This is a genomic window from Massilia sp., from assembly GCF_031995545.1.
Lineage (GTDB): Bacteria > Pseudomonadota > Gammaproteobacteria > Burkholderiales > Burkholderiaceae_D > Telluria.
In genome coordinates this window covers 47,746-66,449 of sequence record NZ_DAMAGA010000023.1, presented here as the reverse complement: position 1 = coordinate 66,449, position 18,704 = coordinate 47,746, and the positions used below count along the sequence as shown (strand labels likewise).

The 18,704-nt window shown below is 65.2% G+C and carries 14 protein-coding genes; 8 read left to right on the top strand and 6 right to left on the bottom strand.

The window, feature by feature from the left end:
* Positions 1-32 precede the first annotated feature (32 nt).
* The 3 genes from RTQ83_RS15990 (at position 33) to RTQ83_RS15980 (ending at position 1,436) form a co-directional block, all read left to right on the top strand.
* On the top strand, positions 33-602 hold the full coding sequence (locus RTQ83_RS15990) for a YceI family protein (protein ID WP_312516589.1): 570 nt from the start codon (positions 33-35) through the stop codon (positions 600-602).
* A gap of 190 nt (positions 603-792) precedes the next feature.
* Positions 793-1,128, top strand: coding sequence for a type II toxin-antitoxin system RelE/ParE family toxin (locus tag RTQ83_RS15985; protein ID WP_312516587.1), 336 nt, complete (start codon positions 793-795; stop codon positions 1,126-1,128).
* Positions 1,125-1,436, top strand: coding sequence for an addiction module antidote protein (locus tag RTQ83_RS15980; RefSeq protein ID WP_312516585.1), 312 nt, complete (start codon positions 1,125-1,127; stop codon positions 1,434-1,436). Before RTQ83_RS15985 ends, RTQ83_RS15980 begins: the two co-directional genes overlap by 4 nt.
* Before the next feature lie 75 nt (positions 1,437-1,511).
* Here the strand turns inward: RTQ83_RS15980 and RTQ83_RS15975 are convergent, their stop codons facing one another.
* Positions 1,512-2,846, bottom strand: a complete 1,335-nt coding sequence (locus tag RTQ83_RS15975; RefSeq protein WP_312516583.1) for a hypothetical protein — start codon at positions 2,844-2,846, stop codon at positions 1,512-1,514.
* 264 nt (positions 2,847-3,110) lie between these two features.
* On the opposite strand from RTQ83_RS15975, the gene RTQ83_RS15970 reads away from it, so the two are divergent.
* The 4 genes from RTQ83_RS15970 (at position 3,111) to RTQ83_RS15955 (ending at position 8,207) form a co-directional block, all read left to right on the top strand.
* Positions 3,111-3,380 (top strand): GlsB/YeaQ/YmgE family stress response membrane protein, encoded by a 270-nt coding sequence (locus RTQ83_RS15970; protein ID WP_005664749.1) that lies wholly within the window; start codon positions 3,111-3,113, stop codon positions 3,378-3,380.
* Between the two features lie 83 nt (positions 3,381-3,463).
* Positions 3,464-4,729, top strand: a complete 1,266-nt coding sequence (gene cls / locus RTQ83_RS15965; protein ID WP_312516581.1) for a cardiolipin synthase — start codon at positions 3,464-3,466, stop codon at positions 4,727-4,729.
* A 140-nt stretch (positions 4,730-4,869) separates the two neighbouring features.
* Positions 4,870-7,029, top strand: a complete 2,160-nt coding sequence (locus tag RTQ83_RS15960) for a S46 family peptidase (protein ID WP_312516579.1) — start codon at positions 4,870-4,872, stop codon at positions 7,027-7,029.
* A gap of 89 nt (positions 7,030-7,118) precedes the next feature.
* Positions 7,119-8,207: an alpha/beta hydrolase gene (locus tag RTQ83_RS15955; RefSeq protein ID WP_312516577.1), complete on the top strand. Its 1,089-nt coding sequence runs from the start codon at positions 7,119-7,121 to the stop codon at positions 8,205-8,207.
* Here the strand turns inward: RTQ83_RS15955 and RTQ83_RS15950 are convergent.
* Positions 8,170-8,853: a CatA-like O-acetyltransferase gene (locus RTQ83_RS15950; RefSeq protein ID WP_312516575.1), complete on the bottom strand. Its 684-nt coding sequence runs from the start codon at positions 8,851-8,853 to the stop codon at positions 8,170-8,172. The genes RTQ83_RS15955 and RTQ83_RS15950 overlap by 38 nt on opposite strands.
* Positions 8,854-8,857: 4 nt before the next feature.
* Positions 8,858-10,336, bottom strand: coding sequence for an APC family permease (locus RTQ83_RS15945; RefSeq protein ID WP_312516573.1), 1,479 nt, complete (start codon positions 10,334-10,336; stop codon positions 8,858-8,860).
* 250 nt (positions 10,337-10,586) lie between these two features.
* Between RTQ83_RS15945 and RTQ83_RS15940 the strand changes: the two genes are divergently transcribed.
* The gene (locus tag RTQ83_RS15940) at positions 10,587-11,777 is read left to right on the top strand and encodes a globin domain-containing protein (protein WP_312516571.1); all 1,191 of its coding nucleotides are present in this window, start codon (positions 10,587-10,589) and stop codon (positions 11,775-11,777) included.
* Positions 11,778-11,784: 7 nt separating this feature from the next.
* On the opposite strand, the gene RTQ83_RS15935 is transcribed toward RTQ83_RS15940, so the two are convergent.
* From RTQ83_RS15935 to RTQ83_RS15925, 3 genes are all read right to left on the bottom strand, one after another.
* On the bottom strand, positions 11,785-12,900 hold the full coding sequence (locus tag RTQ83_RS15935; protein WP_312516569.1) for an NADH:flavin oxidoreductase/NADH oxidase: 1,116 nt from the start codon (positions 12,898-12,900) through the stop codon (positions 11,785-11,787).
* A 76-nt stretch (positions 12,901-12,976) separates the two neighbouring features.
* Positions 12,977-13,978 carry a succinylglutamate desuccinylase gene (locus RTQ83_RS15930; protein ID WP_312516567.1) on the bottom strand — a complete coding sequence of 334 codons (1,002 nt, stop codon included), beginning with the start codon at positions 13,976-13,978 and terminating at the stop codon, positions 12,977-12,979.
* A gap of 3 nt (positions 13,979-13,981) precedes the next feature.
* Positions 13,982-18,679 carry an NAD-glutamate dehydrogenase domain-containing protein gene (locus RTQ83_RS15925; RefSeq protein WP_312516565.1) on the bottom strand — a complete coding sequence of 1,566 codons (4,698 nt, stop codon included), beginning with the start codon at positions 18,677-18,679 and terminating at the stop codon, positions 13,982-13,984.
* Between the last annotated feature and the right edge of the window lie 25 nt (positions 18,680-18,704).

Genomic DNA, 18,704 nt, shown 5'->3' with positions numbered 1-18,704 from the left:
CATCACCCCATTACCTCAACAGGGATAGCACTATGAAAATCAAGCACATGATCGCGGCCGCAGCCGCCCTGGCCGCCAGCACCGCCTTCGCCGCACCGGTCACCTACGACATCGAACCGAACCACACCTACCCGAGCTTCGAAGCCGACCACATGGGCCTGTCGGTCTGGCGCGGCAAGTTCAACAAGTCTAGCGGCAGCGTGACCATCGACCGCGAAGCCAAGACCGGCTCGCTCGACATCACCGTCGACATCAACAGCATCGACTTCGGTCACGACAAGATGAACGAGCACGCCAAGAAGCCGGACATCTTCGACGCCGCCAAGTACCCGACCGCGACCTTCAAGTCGACCAAGTTCAACTACACCGGCGACGTGCCGACCTCGGTCGACGGCCAGCTGACCCTGCACGGCGTGACCAAGCCGCTGACCCTGAAGATCGACAAGTTCAAGTGCATCATGCACCCGATGCTGAAAAAAGAAGCCTGCGGCGCCGACGTCAGCGGCACCTTCAAGCGCGACGACTTCGGCATCAGCTTCGGCCTGCCGAACTTCTCGCCGGAAGTGAAGCTGGCGATCCAGGTGGAAGCGGTCAAGCGCTAAGCCCACGCATTTTTCGCGGACGCGAAAAAGCCCCTGCCAGCGTAAGCCGGCAGGGGCTTTTTCATTCCATACGCTGGGTTTGACGGTGAATCGACTGCCTCTGACGGCGCACAAGCGTACCGCGAACTCGCGGCACCAAGATCATCGGCAGCCACATCCTCGCTTGACGATGATTCGTCAATAAACGAAAATGAGTGCCTATCGTATCGAACATTACCTGATCCCCGGCAGCCACAAGGATCCCTATCTCGAATGGCTGCAGCGCTGTCGCGATACACAGGCAAAGGTTGCTGTTGTCCGGCGCGTGGCGCGTATCGAATTGGGGAACTTTGGCGATCACAAGTTCTGCCGCGATGGAGTCTGGGAACTACGCATCGACATCGGCGCAGGCTACCGGGTCTACTACGCCCTGCATGGCCAGCGCATCGTGCTGCTGCTGTGCGCGGGTGACAAACGGACACAGAGCGCCGACATTGATCGTGCGGTGGATTACTGGCAAGACTGGCAGCGGAGAACCGACCAATGAGAAGCAGATCCCATGACGAAGCAATGGCCGAGCTATACCGTAGCGATCCGGCCTTCGCGCTCGAAGTCATTAATGGCATTCTGGAAGACGGCACGCAAGCCGAACTGCTGATCGTCCTGCGCCAACTGGCCCAGGCGTTCGGTGGCGTGCAGGCCGTGGCAGAGCAGGCCCATCTGAATCCGACACAGCTCTACCGGACCTTGTCGCCGAAAGGCAATCCGGGGCTAAGCAGCTTGTCGGCCATCCTGAAAGCGATGGGGCTGCGCCTTGCCGTCCAACCCTTGACGACAGTAGCGCAGCCCGGCTAACAAGACATTGGGCAATATCCTGCCTGAGCTGATCGATGCCGGACGGCGTGCGCCGTCGCGGCATCATGTTCCAGCTTAACGGCCGTCGCGGTCGAAATCGCCCGGAATCTTGCGCTCGACACGGTGCCAGCCGGCACGGGTCGCGGACTTGGCCTGCTCCCAGTTCAGGCGCGAGTTGCCCTTCACGCGGTCCCACTCGCCCGACAGATGCTGTTCGTTGGCGTCGTAGCCGCCCGGATACTTGCCGTAGTTGTTGTAGCCCAGGGCATACGCCGGCTCGTAGTCGTCGTAGGTGTAGCCCGGCGAATAGTACGGCTGGGTCTGGTACGAATTGCGCCAGTACTCGTTCTCTTCGTGCGGGTTGACCATGTGGCCAACGCCCTTGCCGGCTGCGCCGCCGACCATGCCGCCGATCGCCGCGCCGGCGGCCACGCCCAGCGGACCTGCCGCCGCGCCGACCACCGCACCGACCGTGGCGCCGGCGCCGCCGCCGACACCTTGCGCCAGGTTATGGTCGTGCAATTCGTCGGTGGCTTTCGGATTGACCACTTCGCCCACGCCACGGCCGGCCGCGCCGCCCGCCAGGCCGCCGACCACGGCGCCGGCCGCCATGCCGATCGGGCCGCCCACCGCGCCCACCGCCGCACCGGCGGCCGCGCCGGAACCTGCGCCCACGCCCTTGGCCAGGTGGTGTTCGGACAGGTCGTCGCCGGCCTTCGGATTGACCACTTCGCCCACGCCCTTGCCGGCGATGCCGCCCGCGATGCCGCCGACCACGGCGCCGGTCACGGTGCCGATCGGGCCGGCCACGGTGCCGACGGTGGCGCCGGCTGCGGCGCCGCCCAGCACGCCGATACCGGCGCCGATCACGTGCGAGCCGCCCTGTTCGGTCCACGATTTGTGGATGTGGGCCGCGTCTTCGTCGTTGCGGGCGTTCACACCCATCACGATGCCGCCGTTCTTGATCCCTTCTTCATAGTGCACGGCGCGCTCTTCCGGGATGCCGGCGCCGATCAGCGCGCCGATCAGGCCACCGGTGATGCCGCCCGCGCCGGCGCCGGCCAGTGCCGCCGCCAGCGGACCCGCTACGACCACGCCCAGACCAGGCAGAACCAGGGTGGTGCCCACTGCCGCGATACCGGCCAGCACGGCGCCGATGGTGCCGCCGATACCTGCACCGATACCGGCGCCTTCGGCCGCCTTGCTGCCCAGTTCCGTATCTTTATCGGCAAAGTGGGTGGTGCGGGTGGCGTCCGACATCATCAGGTTGACGTCGTCACGGGTGTAACCGCGGTCGTGCACGGTGCCGTAGGCGCGCTCGGCGCTGGCACGGTCCTGGAACAGGCCGGTGACCATGCGCGGGTTGCCAGTCTGGGTGCCGTAGTTCTGCTTGTTCTCGTAGCTGCTCATGACGAATCCTTTCAAATGGTTTTCGGCCGGCATCCGCATGCGGCGCCGCCAGGGACATTCACCATAGGCCCCGTGTCCATATGGCTCTGTTCGATGACGCACCCAGATCGCGGATTGGAATCAAGGTCCAGAACGGCGATGCAAATTCGGCATCTAACGTTCGTTGCCGCACCGACCTGAAGAGGACCGGTATCTAGACTTTTTTCCATGGCCACGGCAATCAATCGGCCTGGGGTATGTTTTCAAACTTATGGAGGAAGAACCATGTTATTCATTATCTGGATCGTCGTCGGCGGTATCCTGGGCTGGCTTGCCAGCATGGTCATGAAGACCGACGCAGAGCAAGGCATCATTCTTAACGTCGTGGTTGGTATCGTCGGCGCCTTCCTGGGCGGCTGGCTGCTGTCGCCGCTGTTCGGCACCGGCACCATCAACTCGGACGACTTCAGCGTTGCCTCGCTGCTGGTTTCGTTCCTCGGCGCTGTCATCCTGCTGGCTATCGTGAATCTGCTGCGTCGCGGTCGCGTTCGTTAATGAGAGCGGATCTTCACCTGTAAAAAACCAACGCCGCGTGCGTTGGTTTTTTTTCCTCTACGGTTTTACTGATGAGCTCAAAAATGTTCTGGACAGTGCTAGTCACCGTCGCCGCCACGCTGGTACTAGGCGTGCTGGCGCTGAATTTCATGCCGGGCGAAAAACAAATCGAACGGCAACTGGTAAGGCAGTACGATACCCACGATCCGCAATTCCGCCGCTCGCTCGGCGTCCTGCTCGGTCCTCCCATCCTCGAGGGTAACAAGGTCGAGGCGCTGATCAATGGCGACCAGATCTTCCCTGCCATGCTGGCCGCGATCCGCCAGGCCAAGGAAACGATCACCTTCGAGACTTATATCTACTGGTCCGAATCGATCGGCAACGAATTCTCGCGCGCGCTGTCCGAGCGCGCCCGCGCCGGTGTCAAGGTGCACCTGATGCTCGACTTCATGGGCAGCATGAAGATGGACAACGCGCTGGTCGATGAGATGAAAAAAGCCGGTGTGCAGGTGCAGCGCTACCACAAGCCGGTGTGGTGGAAACTGGCGCGCATGAACAACCGCACCCACCGCAAGCTGCTCGTCATCGACGGCAAGATCGGCTTCACCGGCGGCGTCGGCATCGCCGACCAGTGGCGCGGCAACGCACAAGATGAAGATCACTGGCGCGACAGCCATTTCCGCGTCGAAGGCCCGGTGGTCGGCCAGATCCAGGCCGTGTTCAACGACAACTGGACCAAGGCCACCGGCGTCGTGCTCGACGGCCCCGGCTACTTCCCCGAACTGACGCCGAAAGGCACCATGCCGGCCCAGATGTTCTCCAGTTCGCCCACCGGCGGCAGCGAGTCGATGCACCTGATGTATCTGATGGCGATCACCGCCGCGCGCCACACGATCGATTTGTCGGCCGCCTATTTCGTGCCCGACGATTTAACCATCCGCACCCTGATCGCGGCCGCCAAGCGCGGCGTGCGGGTGCGCCTGATCACCCCGGGCCCGATCATCGATTCCGACCTGGTGAAAGCCGCCTCGCGCGACCGCTGGCCCGAACTGCTCGATGCCGGCGTGCAGATCGCCGAGTACAAACCGACCATGTACCACGTCAAGACGCTGATCGTGGACAACCTGCTGGTGTCGGTCGGCTCGACCAACTTCGACAACCGCTCGTTCAGCATCAACGACGAAGCCAACCTGAACGTGATGGACGAAGGATTCGCGGCGCAGATGAGCGAAATCTACGAACGCGACTGGTCGCGCGCCACCCCGGTCACCGAGCACAAGTTCGCGCAGCGGCCGTGGTACCAGCGCGTCAGCACCTGGGCGGTGTCGCTGATCGACAAGCAGTTGTAATGACGGAGGTTTGTCGCAGAATGATGTAATGATGACTTTGCGCGCTCGAAATACTGGTTGACGATCCGACACAGGATTAACGATACTCATGGATGCCCTCTGGACTCCATGAGTGCCCTTCCCAACCAAGATTGATGCGCATGAAAAAGACCCTTCTCTCGCTCGCCATCCTGACCAGCTTCGCCGCCCACGCGGACGAAGGCATGTGGATGCCGCAACAGCTGCCACAAGTAGCCAAGCAACTCAAAGCCGCCGGCCTCAAACTAGACCCGGCGTCCCTGACCAAACTGACCGAGTTCCCCATGGGCGCGATCGTGAGCCTGGGCGGTTGCTCGGCCTCGTTCGTGTCGCCGCAAGGCCTGGTTGTCACCAACCACCACTGCGTGTACAACAGCGTGGCGGTCAATTCGACTCCGGAACGCGACCTGCTGAAGAACGGTTTCCTGGCCAAGACCATGGCCGAAGAACTGCCGGCCGCCCCGGGCAGCCGCGTGTTCGTGACCGAAGAAGTGGCGAACGTCACCGACCAGATCATCACCCCTGAAGTCGCCAAGCTGAACGGCAAGGCGCGCATCGACGCCATCGAAAAGAACCAGAAGAGCCTGGTGTCGGCCTGCGAGCAGGACGCCGGCTACCGCTGCACCGTGGCCAGCTACTACGGCGGCCTGGAGTTCTACCGTTTGAAGCAGCTCGAGATCCGTGACGTGCGCCTGGTGCACGCGCCGGCCTCGGGCATCGGCAAGTTCGGTGGCGACACCGACAACTGGATGTGGCCGCGCCACACCGGCGACTACGGCTTCTACCGCGCCTACGTGAGCAAGGATGGCAAGGCCGCCGAGTTCTCGAAAGACAACGTTCCGTATCAGCCCAAGCACGTGATCAAGATCGCGAAAGAAGGCTCGAAAGAAGGCGACTTCGTGATGGTGCTGGGCTACCCTGGCCGCACCAACCGCCACCGCCTGCCGTCGGAAGTCGCGTTCACCTTCGACTGGAACTACCCGGCCTTCGTGCAAGCCTCGGGCGAGACCCTGGCGATCATCGACCGCGAAACCAAGAACGACCCGGCCGCCAAGCTGAAATACGCCGGCCAGATCGCCGGCGTGAACAACTACTACAAGAACCGCAAGGGCATGCTGACCTCGTACGAGAACAGCGACTTCCTGCAGCGTAAAACGGCCGAGCACAACGCCCTGAAGGCATGGGTCAACGCCACCCCGGCCCGTAAAGCCCAGTACGCGGCCGACATCGAAGCGGCCGAGAAGCTGATCGCCGAACGCGACGCCGGCACCAAGAAGGGTTTCTTCCTGACCTACGCCCAGCCGCGCTTCCTGGGTTCGGCGCGCAGCCTGTACCGCCTGGCCAACGAGCGTGCCAAGCCTGACACCGAGCGCAAGACCGGCTACCAGGAACGCGACCTCAAGCGCCTGACCTCGGTGGTCGAAGGCCAGGACCGCACCTACGACGAAAAAGTCGACAAGGCGCTGGTGCTGAACTTCCTGACCAAGTACAACGCGCAGCCGGCCGCCGAGCACGACGCCGCCTTCGACGCCGCATTGGGCATCCGCGCCGGCATGAGCGACGCCGAGCTGAAGGCCGCACTGGACCGTATCTACGCCGGCTCCAAGCTGGCCGACAAGGCGACCCGCACCGCGTGGCTGAGCAAATCGCCGGCCGAGTTCAAGGCCTCGAACGACAGCTTCATCAAGGCCGCGGTGGCGATGTATGCCGCCGACATGAAGGACGAAGCCAAGGAAGAAGAACTGGCAGGCAAGATCCAGCAAGCGTACGGCAACTACATGCGCGCCAAGATCGCCTACATGAACAGCAAGGGTCAAGCGGTCTATCCGGACGCCAACTCGACGCTGCGCGTGACCTTCGGCAAGATCGCCGGCCGCGACCATGGCGCAGACGGCACCGGTTCGTGGACCGCGTTCACCACCATCAAGGGCGTGGTCGCCAAGCACACCGGCGAAGGCGAGTTCGACGCGCCTGCCGCCCAGCTGGCTGCGATCAAGACCAAAAACTTCGGCAAGTACGCGGATCCGAAGCTGAAGACCCTGCCGGTCAACTTCCTGGCGACGCTGGACATCACCGGCGGCAACTCGGGTTCGGCCGCGCTGAACTCGAAGGGCGAGCTGATCGGCCTGGCTTTTGATGGCACCCTGGATTCGATCATCTCGGACTGGGACTTCAACAACGCCAACACCCGTTCGATCCAGGTCGACACCCGCTACATGCTGTGGAATATGCAGAATGTGGACAAGGCCGACAACCTGCTGAAGGAAATGAACGCGCTGTAATCGCAGGCGCTTTCTGACCGAGAAGGCCGCGCTACCGCAAGGTGCGCGGCCTTTGTTGTTTTTATCGTGGACGACAAGGAGGGAGGCGCATGAAACGCACGATGTTATCTATCCTGGGCTGGCTGATCATGGCGGGCGTGGGCGCGCAGGAGCACGACGGCGCCCGGCTGTATGCCGAAGCACGCGCCGCGGTGCAAGACCTGCAGCGCATCGTCGCCCCGGGCGGGGTGCAGGACAGCTACACCACCCGCATCGGCGGCATCGAGCAATGGCTCAACGTGCGCGGCCAGGACCGCGCCAACCCGATGATCCTGTTCGTGCACGGTGGTCCGGCCGCACCCGTCACGCCCACCATGTGGCAGTTCCAGCGCCCGATCGAGGAATACTTCACGGTCGCGAACTACGACCAGCGCGGCGCCGGCAAGACTTATGGCGAAGCCGATCCGGAAACGGTCGGCAAGACCATCCGCATCGCGCGCTACGTCGACGACCTGCTCGAGGTGGCCGAACACCTGCGCCAACGCTACGGACAGCGCAAGCTGGTGCTGATGGCGCACAGCTGGGGTACCATCCCGGCGCTGGCGGCGGCGCGCAAGCGTCCCGACCTGTTCCACGCCTATGTCGGCATCGGCCAGGTGATCAGCGTGCGCGAGAACGAACGCATCGGCTTCGACTACGCGCAGGACCAGGCCCGGATGCACGGCAACCAGGAGGCGCTGCGCGAACTGCAGTCGATCGCGCCCTACCCCGGGGACCAGCCGATCACGCGCGAGCGCATCATCGTGGCGCGCAAGTGGCCGCAGCACTACGGCGGCCTGAGCGCCTTTCGCAGCAGTTCAACCTACTATTTCAACGGCCCGCTGCTGTCGCCCGACTACGATGCGCGCCAGGTCAAGGCGATCGACGCCGGCAGCCTGCTGACGCTGGGCCGGCTGCTGCCTGAATTCGTGCAAGTCGATTATTCGAAGGTGGACACCTTTCCGATTCCGGTCGTGATGTTCCTGGGACGGCACGACTACACCACGCCGACCGCGCCCACCGAGGCCTGGCTGAAACAGCTCAAGGCACCGTCGAAACAAGCGGTGTGGTTCGAACGCTCGGCGCACATGGCGCCGTGGGAAGAGCCGGGCAAGACCCTGGTCAGCCTGCTGCAATATGTGCGCCCGCTGGCGCAGTGATCAGCGCAGTTAGCTCGGCCTCGATCTGCTGCCCGAGGCGGTGGATGTGGAAGCCGTCGACGAAGCCGTGGTGGGCCTGCACCGAGAATGGCAGTTGCAGCCGCCCTGCGCCGGCGTCGCGGAAGCGTCCCCAGGCCAGCGACGGGATGTCGGGATTGGCCAGCGTCGCGGTCGGATGCTGGATCGAGGTGAAGTCGAGCCACGGGATGCAGGTGACGAACACCTGTTCCTTGCCCTGGTGCGGCGTGAGCAGCGCGTATTTCGCATTCAGCTGCGTCATGTTGACCGCTTCGTCGCGCGCCGCGCGGCCGCGTGCGACGAACTCGCGCACGTCGTCGCTCCACGCGAACATCGCGAAATTCAGGTCGTCGTGCAGATTGGTGACCGTGAACGACGGGATCAGGCGATCGATGCAGATCACTTCACCACCCAGCACGCGGTAGCAGAAGTTCTCGATCTTCAGGATCGAACGCAGCGCCGCGAACAGCAGCACATGGAACGGCGCCAGGCCCTGCTCCTTGCACCACGGGCGGAAATCCGGCAACTCGAGGTTGAAGCAGATGTTGACCGCCGGGCTGTCCATGCGGTCGAACAGCGCGAAGCGATCGCGCCGCAGGTCGAACTTTTGAAGCGCAACCTTTTCCATCGTCTTAACGTGGCTTGTTCAAGCGGCTGTTGCGCATGCCGTACACAAAGTAAGCCGCCACCGCCACCGCCATCCAGATGAAGAACACGCGGAAGGTGGTCTCGGACAGGTCCTTCATGATGTACAGGCAGGCGAACACCGACAGGCCCGGGATCACGTACGGACCGAACGGCACGCGGAAGCCTTTCGGCGCATTCGCGCCCTGCTTGTGACGGATCACCGGCACCGCGATCGACACCACCATGAAGGCGGTCAGCGTGCCCATGCTCACCATGTCCCACAGGAAGGTGGCGTCCACCGTACCGGCCACCAGGCCGACCACGATGCAGACGATGACGGTATTGCTGACCGGAGCGCCGGTGCGCGCGTTCACCTTCTGGAAGGTCTGCGGAATCAGGCCGTCGCGGCTGATCGCGTACAGGATGCGGGTCTGGCCGTAGATCGTCACCAGGGTCACCGAGAACACGGACACCACCGCGCCGGCCGACAGCACCAGCGCCGGCCATGCCTGGCCCGTCACGTTCTGCAGGATCACCGACAGGCCGGCCTGCTGGCCTTCGAACAGGTGCGCCGGCTGGGCGCCCATCGCGGCCACCGCCACCAGCATGTAGAACACGGTCACGATCAGCAAAGCCGCCAGGATCCCGATCGGCACGTTGCGGCGCGGGTCCTTCACTTCTTCGCCGGCGGTGGCGATGGTGTCCAGGCCGATGAAGGAGAAGAACACGGTGCCGGCGGCGGCGGTCACGCCGGCCATGCCGGCGTAGCCCTTGCTCTCGTCCATATTGAAGAAGGGCTGGAAGTTGTTGGCGTCGAAGCCGGTGAAGGCGATCGCCGCGAAGAACACCAGGATCGCCAGCTTGACCAGCACCATGATCGCGTTGGTGGTGGCCGACTCCTTGGCGCCGCGCACCAGCAGGAAGCCGCACATGATCACCAGGATGATCGGCGGCAGGTTGATGTGGCCGGGATTGAAGTGGACGCTATGGTGGTCCGAAACAAACATCGGCGAGCGCAGTTGTTCCGGTATCTGCCAGTTGAAGGCATTGAGCAGGAAGTTGTTCAGGTAGTCGGACCAGCCGATCGAGGTCGCGCTGGCCGCCAGACCATATTCGAGCAGCAGGCAGGCCGCGACCACGAAGGCCGCGAACTCGCCCACGGTGGCATAGGCGAAGGAATACGAGGAGCCGGAAGCCGGCACGCGCCCCGCCAGTTCGGCGTAGCACAGCGCGGTCAGACCGGCGGTGATGGCCGCGATCAGGAACGACAGCACGACCGCGGGACCGGCTTTCGGCACCGCTTCGACCATGGTGAAGAAGATGCCGGTGCCGATGGTGGCGCCGACGCCGATCATCGTCAGCGGGAACAGGCCGAGCGAGCGTTGCAACCCGGGTGCGTCCGCATGCGTGCTGGAACCCGCCCCGTCTTGATGGCGTTCTGCCGGTTTGGTACGAAGCAGTTTTTGGCCCAGGGTCAGATTCACGGCGAGTCCTTCGACGGTTGAACGGCGGCTCGGCAGCCGCAGGAAAGCTGCGATTATAGGGGCATATGCCATCACGCAATAAAATAGTTTATTTAAATGAGTATTCGGTATACCACTTTGATAGAATGGCCGTGTCGAATCACTGATGAGCACAAGTTACTGTTCACAAACCGTCGCCGCCCGCGCCCAATCCTGGGCATTTTTTAAACGATTAAACATGCAGTTTAAGTGCATCTATAAGAGGAAAACCATGATCTCCGCCACTTCCCGCCCCTACATCGACGCCTCGGTCCCGGTCCTGCGCCAGCACGGCCAGGCCATCACCACGACCTTCTACCGCAATATGTTCGTGGCGCATCCGGAGCTCACCTATCTCTTCAACATGGGCAACCAGGCCAGCGGCGTGCAGCAGCAGTCGCTGGCCTCGGCACTGTTCGCGTATGCGGCGAATATCGACAATATGGCGGCGCTGGCACCGGTGGCCAGCCGCATCGCGCACAAGCACGCGTCGGTCGGCCTGCGCCCCGACCACTATCCGATCGTCGGCTTCCACCTGCTGGGCGCGATCCGCGAAGTGCTGGGCGAGGCCGCGACCGAGCCGTTATTGAAGGCGTGGGAAGAAGCGTATGGTTCGCTGGCGCGGGTGCTGATCGATGCGGAAGCGAAGATGTATGCCGACGCCGGCATCGAACCAGGCCAGCTGCGCGCGATGCGCGTGGTCGAGGTCACCTGCGAGAGCGAGAACGTGATCGCGATCCGCATGGTGGCGGCCGACGGCGGCGCGCTGCCGCCGTTCAGGGCCGGCCAGTACGTGAGCGTGGAAGCGATCTTTGAAGACGGCCGGCGCCAGCTGCGCCAGTACAGCGTGTCGGATGCGCCGGGCAAGGACAGCCTGCGCATCTCGGTCAAGCGCGAGGATGGCATTGGCGCCAACCCGGCCGGCGCGGTGTCGAACTGGCTGCACCAGAACGTGAAGGTGGGCACCCTGCTGCAGGTGAGCCACCCGTTCGGCGACTTCCTGCCGGACACCGAATCGGATGAACCGGTGGTGCTGCTGTCGGCCGGCGTCGGCATCACGCCGATGATCGCGGCGCTGAACCGCATCGCGCGCGTGCATCCGGACCGGCGCGTGATCTTTGCCCACGCGGCGCGCAGCAGCGCGTTTCACCCGCACCAGGAAGACATCGCGGCAGCGCAGGCGCGCATGCCGCATCTGCAGGTGGTGACCTTCCATGACGAAGATGCCGGCGCGGGCGCCTTGCCCGGCAAGATGGAGCTGGCGCGCCTGCCGTCGTGGCCGCGCGGCGAGACCGACGTCTACCTGTGCGGCCCGCTGCCGTTCATGCAGGCGCAGTGGCATGCGCTGCTGGCGGCAGGCGTGCCGGCCGGGCGCCTGCACCGCGAGGTGTTCGGTCCGGACTTGCTGGACCACCTGCTGTAACAGGGCGTCAGCGCTGGCCCAGGCGGGTGTCGCCGAACAGCGCCTTGTATTCGCGCGGCTGCGAGCGCCAGTACTGGGGCGGCGCGAACACCTGGTCGCCCAGTTCGGCCGCCGCATGCCAGGGCCAGCGCGGGTCGTACAGCATGGCGCGCGCCAGGCCGACCATATCGGCCTGGTCCTGCTGCAGGATCTCCTCGGCCTGCTGCGCTTCGGTGATCAGGCCGACGCCGATGGTCGGCAGACCGGTGTCTTTCTTGATGCGCGCGGCGAAGTCGATCTGGTAGCCCGGGCCCACCGGGATCTGCTGCGCCGGCGACACGCCGCCGCTGGAGACGTGGATGAAGTCGCAGCCCAGGCGCTTGAGCTCATGGGCGAAGCGCACGCTTTGCTCGATGTCCCAGCCGCCCTCGACCCAGTCGGTGGCCGAGATGCGCATCCCCACCGTCATCTCGCGCGGCACCGCGGCGCGCACCGCGCTAAAGACTTCAAGCGGATAGCGCATGCGGTTCTCGAGCGAACCGCCGTAGTCGTCCTCGCGGCAGTTGGCCAGCGGCGACAGGAACTGGTGCAGCAGGTAGCCGTGGGCGCCGTGCAGTTCGATCGCATCCAGGCCCAGCGCGTGAGCGCGGCGCGCGGCGTCGACGAAGCCGTCCTTGATGCGCTGCAGACCTTCCTGGTCCAGCGCCAGCGGCACGGTCTCGCCGTCGGCGTGCGGCAGGCTGGAAGGCGCCACGGTCTGCCAGCCGCGCGGCTGATCCGGCGGGATATTCGCGCCGCCTTCCCAAGGCACCTCGCTCGAGGCCTTGCGGCCGGCGTGCGCCAGCTGCACCGCGACCTTGATCGGCGAGTGGTTACGGATGGCCTGGACTACCGGCCGCAGGGCCTGGAAGTGGGCGTCGGACCACAGGCCCAGATCGTCGGGCGAGATGCGTCCTTCGGGCGTGACGGCGGTGGCTTCGATGATCAGGAGGGCGGCGCCAGACAGGGCCAGGTTGCCGAGGTGGATGGTGTGCCAGTCGGTGGGCAGGCCGTCGGCGGCCGAATACTGGCACATCGGGGCGATGGCGATGCGGTTGGTGAGCTCGAGCGAGCCGAGAGTATAGGGAGAAAACAGTTTGCTCATGGTGCCTCCAAAACAAGGAGGACCAGTCTAGCGCGGTGAGCCGGAACGTGCCGCGCACGCTCCGATTTTCGGGGGATTACGCGGTACGCACCACCATGATGCCGGCGCGCAGGCCGACGCGCACGTCGGGATTCGGGAACACCACCAGCTCTTCGTCATGCTGGACGGTATACACCGTCTCGCCATCCGACGCGATCACGTCGCCTTTTTTGAGCGCCGTGAAATTCCAGGTCTCGCGCCCGACCGTCATGCTGAACGCATCCGACAGCTTGATGATCGACTGCGCCGTATCGAACACGTGCGGCGCCTCATGTGCAGGCTGCGCAGGCTCGCCGCGCAGCAGGCGACCCAGCGCGCTGGAGGCGGCAGCGAACTGCGACAGGTCGTTCTGCCCCAGCACCCCCACCTTCCCCAGTTCGACCGTACTGCCGGCCGCGCCCAGGTGTTCGGAGGTGAAGTAGCTGTACGTCCCCGCCGATTCCGGATTCATGATGATGGCCTGGATCCCGGCCTCGCCCAGCCACGCGATCAAGCGCTCGCGCGCCGCATCGGCGATCAATTCCGGCACGATCGCGAACATCGGATAGTGCGACGGCCGGATCGCCGTATGCAGGTCGAAGTGCCAGCGCGCCGGACCTCTGCCGTCAAAAAAGGCACGCGTCGCCTCGATCAATACGTCGGCGCGCCCAGCCTCGAAGGTCCCGGCCAGCGAACCGCGCTGGGCACGGAACATCCGGTTCAGGTCCGCATCGACGAAACGCTTGCCGAGACGGATGGCGTCGATGTTCCCGACGCACAGCATCAGGTCCACCGCCAGCGCCGCCGGCGACTGCGACAAGGCTTCCACAAGATGCGCCACCATCTCGATCGGCCCGGTCTCGTCGCCATGCACGCCGACCGACACCAGCACGCTGGCGCGCGCCGGGTCAGGCGTTGAAGACTTGACGGTCAGGATACCCGACGCCGGCAGCCCGACCACGAAGCCGGCGTCGCGGAAGCGCTGCGCGACCGCGCCGAAATCGGCTTCGGCCAGCGCGCGCACCGCTTCCGGCAGTGCTCCAGAAGATGGCGCGCTCATGGCTTACGCCGCCAGACGCTCTGGGCTCAGGCCTTCCGACAGCGCCCACACGTCCAGCATCGCCTGTTCCAGGTCGGCCGGCTGGGTGAAGCCGGTCAGGCCGCGCGCCGCCATCACCTCGCTGACCGCCGCGTCCATGTCACCGTTAGCGCCAGCCTGCTCGATCACCTGCAGCAGCAGGCGTTGCTGGGCGCGGCGCAGCGACTGCAGCGCGTAGTTGCGCAGCTGTTCCTGCGATTTGCTCTGCGCCGGCAGCTTCAGGCCGCGTTCCAGCGTATCGATGCCGACCTTCTGGCGCAGCACGGTGCCGACCTGCAGGAACTGCAGCAGCGTCATGCCGTTCGGACGCTGCACCGACACCGCCGCGAACAGGAAGGACGCCTGCGATTCGATGATCTCGACCGCCTTCCATGCTGCAGCAAAGCCGGTCGGCAGGCCGGTGTGGCCGTCCGCCTCGGAGCGGAACTGCTGCGCCGCGCTTTCGTCAGCCTGCTCGAACAGCGTCGACAGTTCGCTCATGCCGTTCGAGCCGGCCGGCAGCGACAGCACGCCTTCGATCAGCGCGCGCAACATGGCGCGGGTGCGGTTATCGGCCGACACCGAGACGTCGCGCGGCACCACCAGCGCGTCGGCGTCGAGCGCGTCGAACACCGGCGCCAGGTGCAGCGAAGCCCAGGCTTGCGCCCACGCTTTCACCACTTCGGTCTCGTCGATGCGGTGTTCCAGCGCCAGGTCGCGCAGCATCAACGGGCCGCAGCGGTTGACTGCCTCGTTGGCCAGCACGGTGGCCAGGATGGCGTTGGCCAGCGGATGGTCGAGCGGATCGCGGGTGGCGACCAGCTGCGCAGGGAAGTAAGGACGCAGCAGTGCGTCGGCCCACGACTCTTCCGTCAGTTCCAGCGCCGACAGCGTGCGCTTGAAGCGGTTCTTGACGTTGGCGATCACCACCGCCAGTTCCGGCGCCGTCAGGCCCAGGCCCAGCGTCTTGCGGCGCTGCAGTTCGGCATCGCTCGGCAGTTGCTCGAGCTCGCGCGACACCGCGCCTTCGCTTTCCAGGTTGGTGATCAATGCGGCGTAGCCGTCCACCACCGCGCCATTGGCTTGCGCCTGCACTTCGCGCGTCAGGAGGTGGGTCTGCAGCGTGTTGTCGCGCAGGACCAGCTCTTCGATATCCTGGGTCATCTCGTTCAGGATGCGGTTACGGTCGGCTTCCGGCAGCTTGCCGGCGTTGACTTCGGTGTCGAGCCAGATCTTGACGTTGACTTCGTGGTCCGAGCAATCCACGCCGGCCGAGTTGTCGATCGCATCGGTGAAGATGCGGCCACCGGCCAGCGCGAATTCGATACGGCCGGCCTGGGTCGCGCCCAGGTTGCCGCCCTCGGCCACCACCTTGCAGCGCAGCTCGTTGCCGTCGACGCGGATGCCGTCGTTGGCGCGGTCCTTGACTTGCGCGTGGGTCTCGGTCGAGGCCTTGATGTAGGTGCCGATACCGCCGTTGTAGAACAGGTCGACCGGCGCCTTGACGATGCGGTGCATCAGTTCCTGCGGCGGCAGCGAGGTTTCCTGGATATCCAGCGCCTGGCGGATTTCCGGCGACAGCTCGATCGAACGGGCATTACGCGGGTACACGCCGCCGCCCTGCGAGATCAGGCTCTTGTCGTAGTCTTCCCACGACGAGCGTGGCAGCGCGAACATGCGCTCGCGCTCCTTGAACGACACTTCGACGTCCGGGGTCGGATCCAGGAAGATGTGGCGGTGGTCGAAGGCCGCCAGGAGTTTGAGCTGGCGCGACAGCAGCACGCCGTTGCCGAACACGTCGCCCGACATGTCGCCCACGCCGACCACGGTGATCGGGTTGTTGGCCATGTCGTGGCCCAGTTCGTAGAAGTGGCGCTTGACCGCTTCGAACGCGCCCTTGGCGGTGATGCCCATCTTCTTGTGGTCGTAGCCGTTCGAGCCGCCCGACGCAAAGGCGTCGCCCAGCCAGAAGCCGCGTTCGACGGCGATGCTGTTGGCGATGTCGGAGAAGGTCGCGGTGCCCTTGTCGGCCGCCACCACCAGGTACGGATCGTCCTGGTCATAGCGGGTGGTGTTGGCCGGCGCGACGATCTCGCCGCGCACGCGGTTGTCGGTCACTTCCAGCAGGCTGGCGATGAACAGGCGATACACTGCCTCGCCCTCGGCCGCTACCACGTCACGCGCGGCGCCGGCAGGCATCTGCTTGCAGACGAAACCGCCCTTCGAGCCGGCCGGCACGATGACCGCGTTCTTGACCATCTGCGCCTTCACCAGGCCCAGCACCTCGGTGCGGTAGTCTTCCATGCGGTCCGACCAGCGCAGGCCGCCGCGCGCCACCGGGCCGCCGCGCAGGTGCACGCCTTCGAAGCGGCGCGAGAACACGTAGATCTCGCGGTATGGACGCGGTTCCGGCGCCAGCACCAGGTTGCTGGTGTCGAACTTGAAGATGATCTTCTCGCCGGCGTTCTGGAAGTAGTTGGTGCGCATGGTGGCCAGTGCCAGCTCGACCAGCGCGGCCATGATTTCTTCGGTGTCGGCGTGGTTCACGGCCGGCAGGCGCGCCTTGAGCGCGGCCAGCTTGGCGGTGCCCTCTTCGCGCTCGGCGTCGCTACGCTTCGGGTCGAAGCGGTGCAGGAAGCCTTCGACGAATTCCTTGACCAGTTCGGGCTGGGTGCGCAGGGTCTCGGCCATGTAGCGCACCGAGAACTTCGAGCCCAGCTGGCGCCAGTAGCTGATGTAGGCGCGCACCAGCTGCACTTCGCGCACCGACAGGCCGCCTTCGACGCTCAGGCCGTTCATGCGGCCGTCTTCGGCTTCGTCGTTGAACAGCGCGGTGAACAGCTCTTCGGCGACGCGCGCAATGCCCGGTTTGCCCAGCTTGGCCGCGCTGTCGGCATCCACGCTCAGCGCGGTCACGTAGCGGCGCACGCCATCCATGCCGGTGTGGCCGAAGGTCTGTTCGCGGTCGACCGCGATGCCGGCGTTCTGCAGTGCCGGCAGGATGCGCGACAGCGACGGCACGGTTTCGCTCGAGTAGAGGCGGATCGACGGGCCGGCCGCATCATCGAGTTCGATGCGGGCAGTGACGCGGTCGGCGCTCGATTTGTTGAGCAGCGCGTGCACGTCGCGGAACGCGGTTTCCGGCGCGGTGGTGGTGACGAAGTTCACCGGCAGGCGCGGCACGATCTTGCGCAGCAGGCTGCGTTCGCGGCTGTCGTCGACCGCATTGATCAGGGTGGCGAAGCGGTCATGCCAGCCATCGAGCACGCCGATCAGCGGACGCTGGATGTCGGTTTCCAGGTCGAGCGGATAGCGCGCGGCGTGCGCGATCAGGTACACGCGCGCCAGCGGGCCGTCGGCCACCAGGGTCTGGACGTCGACGTCGGTCGCACCCGAGCTTTCCTTCAGGGCCTGGGCCAGGCTCGCGGCCACGGCGGCGCTGAAGCGCTCGCGCGGCAGGTACACCAGCACGTTCAGGTGGCGGCGATAGACGTCGCGGCGCGCGAACACCTTGGCGCGCGGCTGCTTGTACAGCGACACCACCGAGCTGCAGACTTCGGCCAGCCATTCCGGCTCGGCTTCCAGCGCCTCGGTGCGCGGCAGGGACTCCAGGATCTCGACGAACTTCTCGGCGCGGAAGCCTTCCTGGCGCACGCCGGCGATGCTCAGCACCTTGGCCACGCGGCCGCGCGCGAACGGCAGGCGCGCCAGCGGGGTCAAAGCGGCGGCGCGGGTGAACAGGCCGATGAAGCAGTGTTCGCCCAGGATGCGGCCTTGCGCATCGGTGTCGCGCACGCCGATGAAGTCGAGCGGCTGGTCGCGGTGCAGGGTGCCGCGCACGTCGGCCTTGACGATGGTGAGGGTCTCGCCGCGGCGCGACAGGGTGTCGCAGTCGCCCGGGATGCTGGCCAGGCAGGTGCCGTAGACCGGGTGCGAGGTGTCCTGCAGCACGCCGATGCGGCTCGGGATGTCGCGTTCCAGTTCGGTGGCGCCCGGCTTGGAATGGTAGTAGGCGTAGCCGAACGGCTCGAAGCCTTCGTTCTTGGCCCAGGCCAGGAAGGCGGCGGCCTCCTGCCCTTCCGGGGTGCCGCTGGCGGCCACCGAGGCGGCTACCGCGGTCAGGCGGTCGCCCATGGCGACGGCGTCGCGCTGCACGATGGCGGCGTCGTTGGCGACCATGCGCAGGCGCGCGGTGAGTTTATCGAGTTCTTCGAACTGCAGTTCGTCGTTCAGCAGGCACAGGACGATCGACTCCAGCGGGCTGCCGGCTTCGCCGACCGCCACCACCATGCCGCTCGCGTCGCGGCGCACCGGCAGCACGGCGTTCATCACGCCGGCGGCGACAATGCGCTCGTGGCGCAGGGCCATGACGAAGGAATCGACCAGGTAAGGACGGTCGTCGTTCAGGATCAGCAAGGCGGTGGCCACGCCGCCGCGGCCATCGGAATAGCGCGTGGTGACGATCTGCGCCGCCGGGCCGGTGCGCTGGGCCAGCTGGGCGAAGCCTTCCTGCAGCACCGGGGCCAGGCTGTGCGGCGCGGTGCCGGCCAGGTCTTCGTCGTCGAGCGAACCGAGCCAGGCGCCGATGAGGGCGTTCACCGGCGCATTCGCTGCGGCGCCGGTCTGGTTGGCATTGACCAGGGCGAGCGTCTGTTCGCGCAGATCGTTGGGCATGTCTTTCATCTCTTGCTTCTCCAAAGTTTGTGTG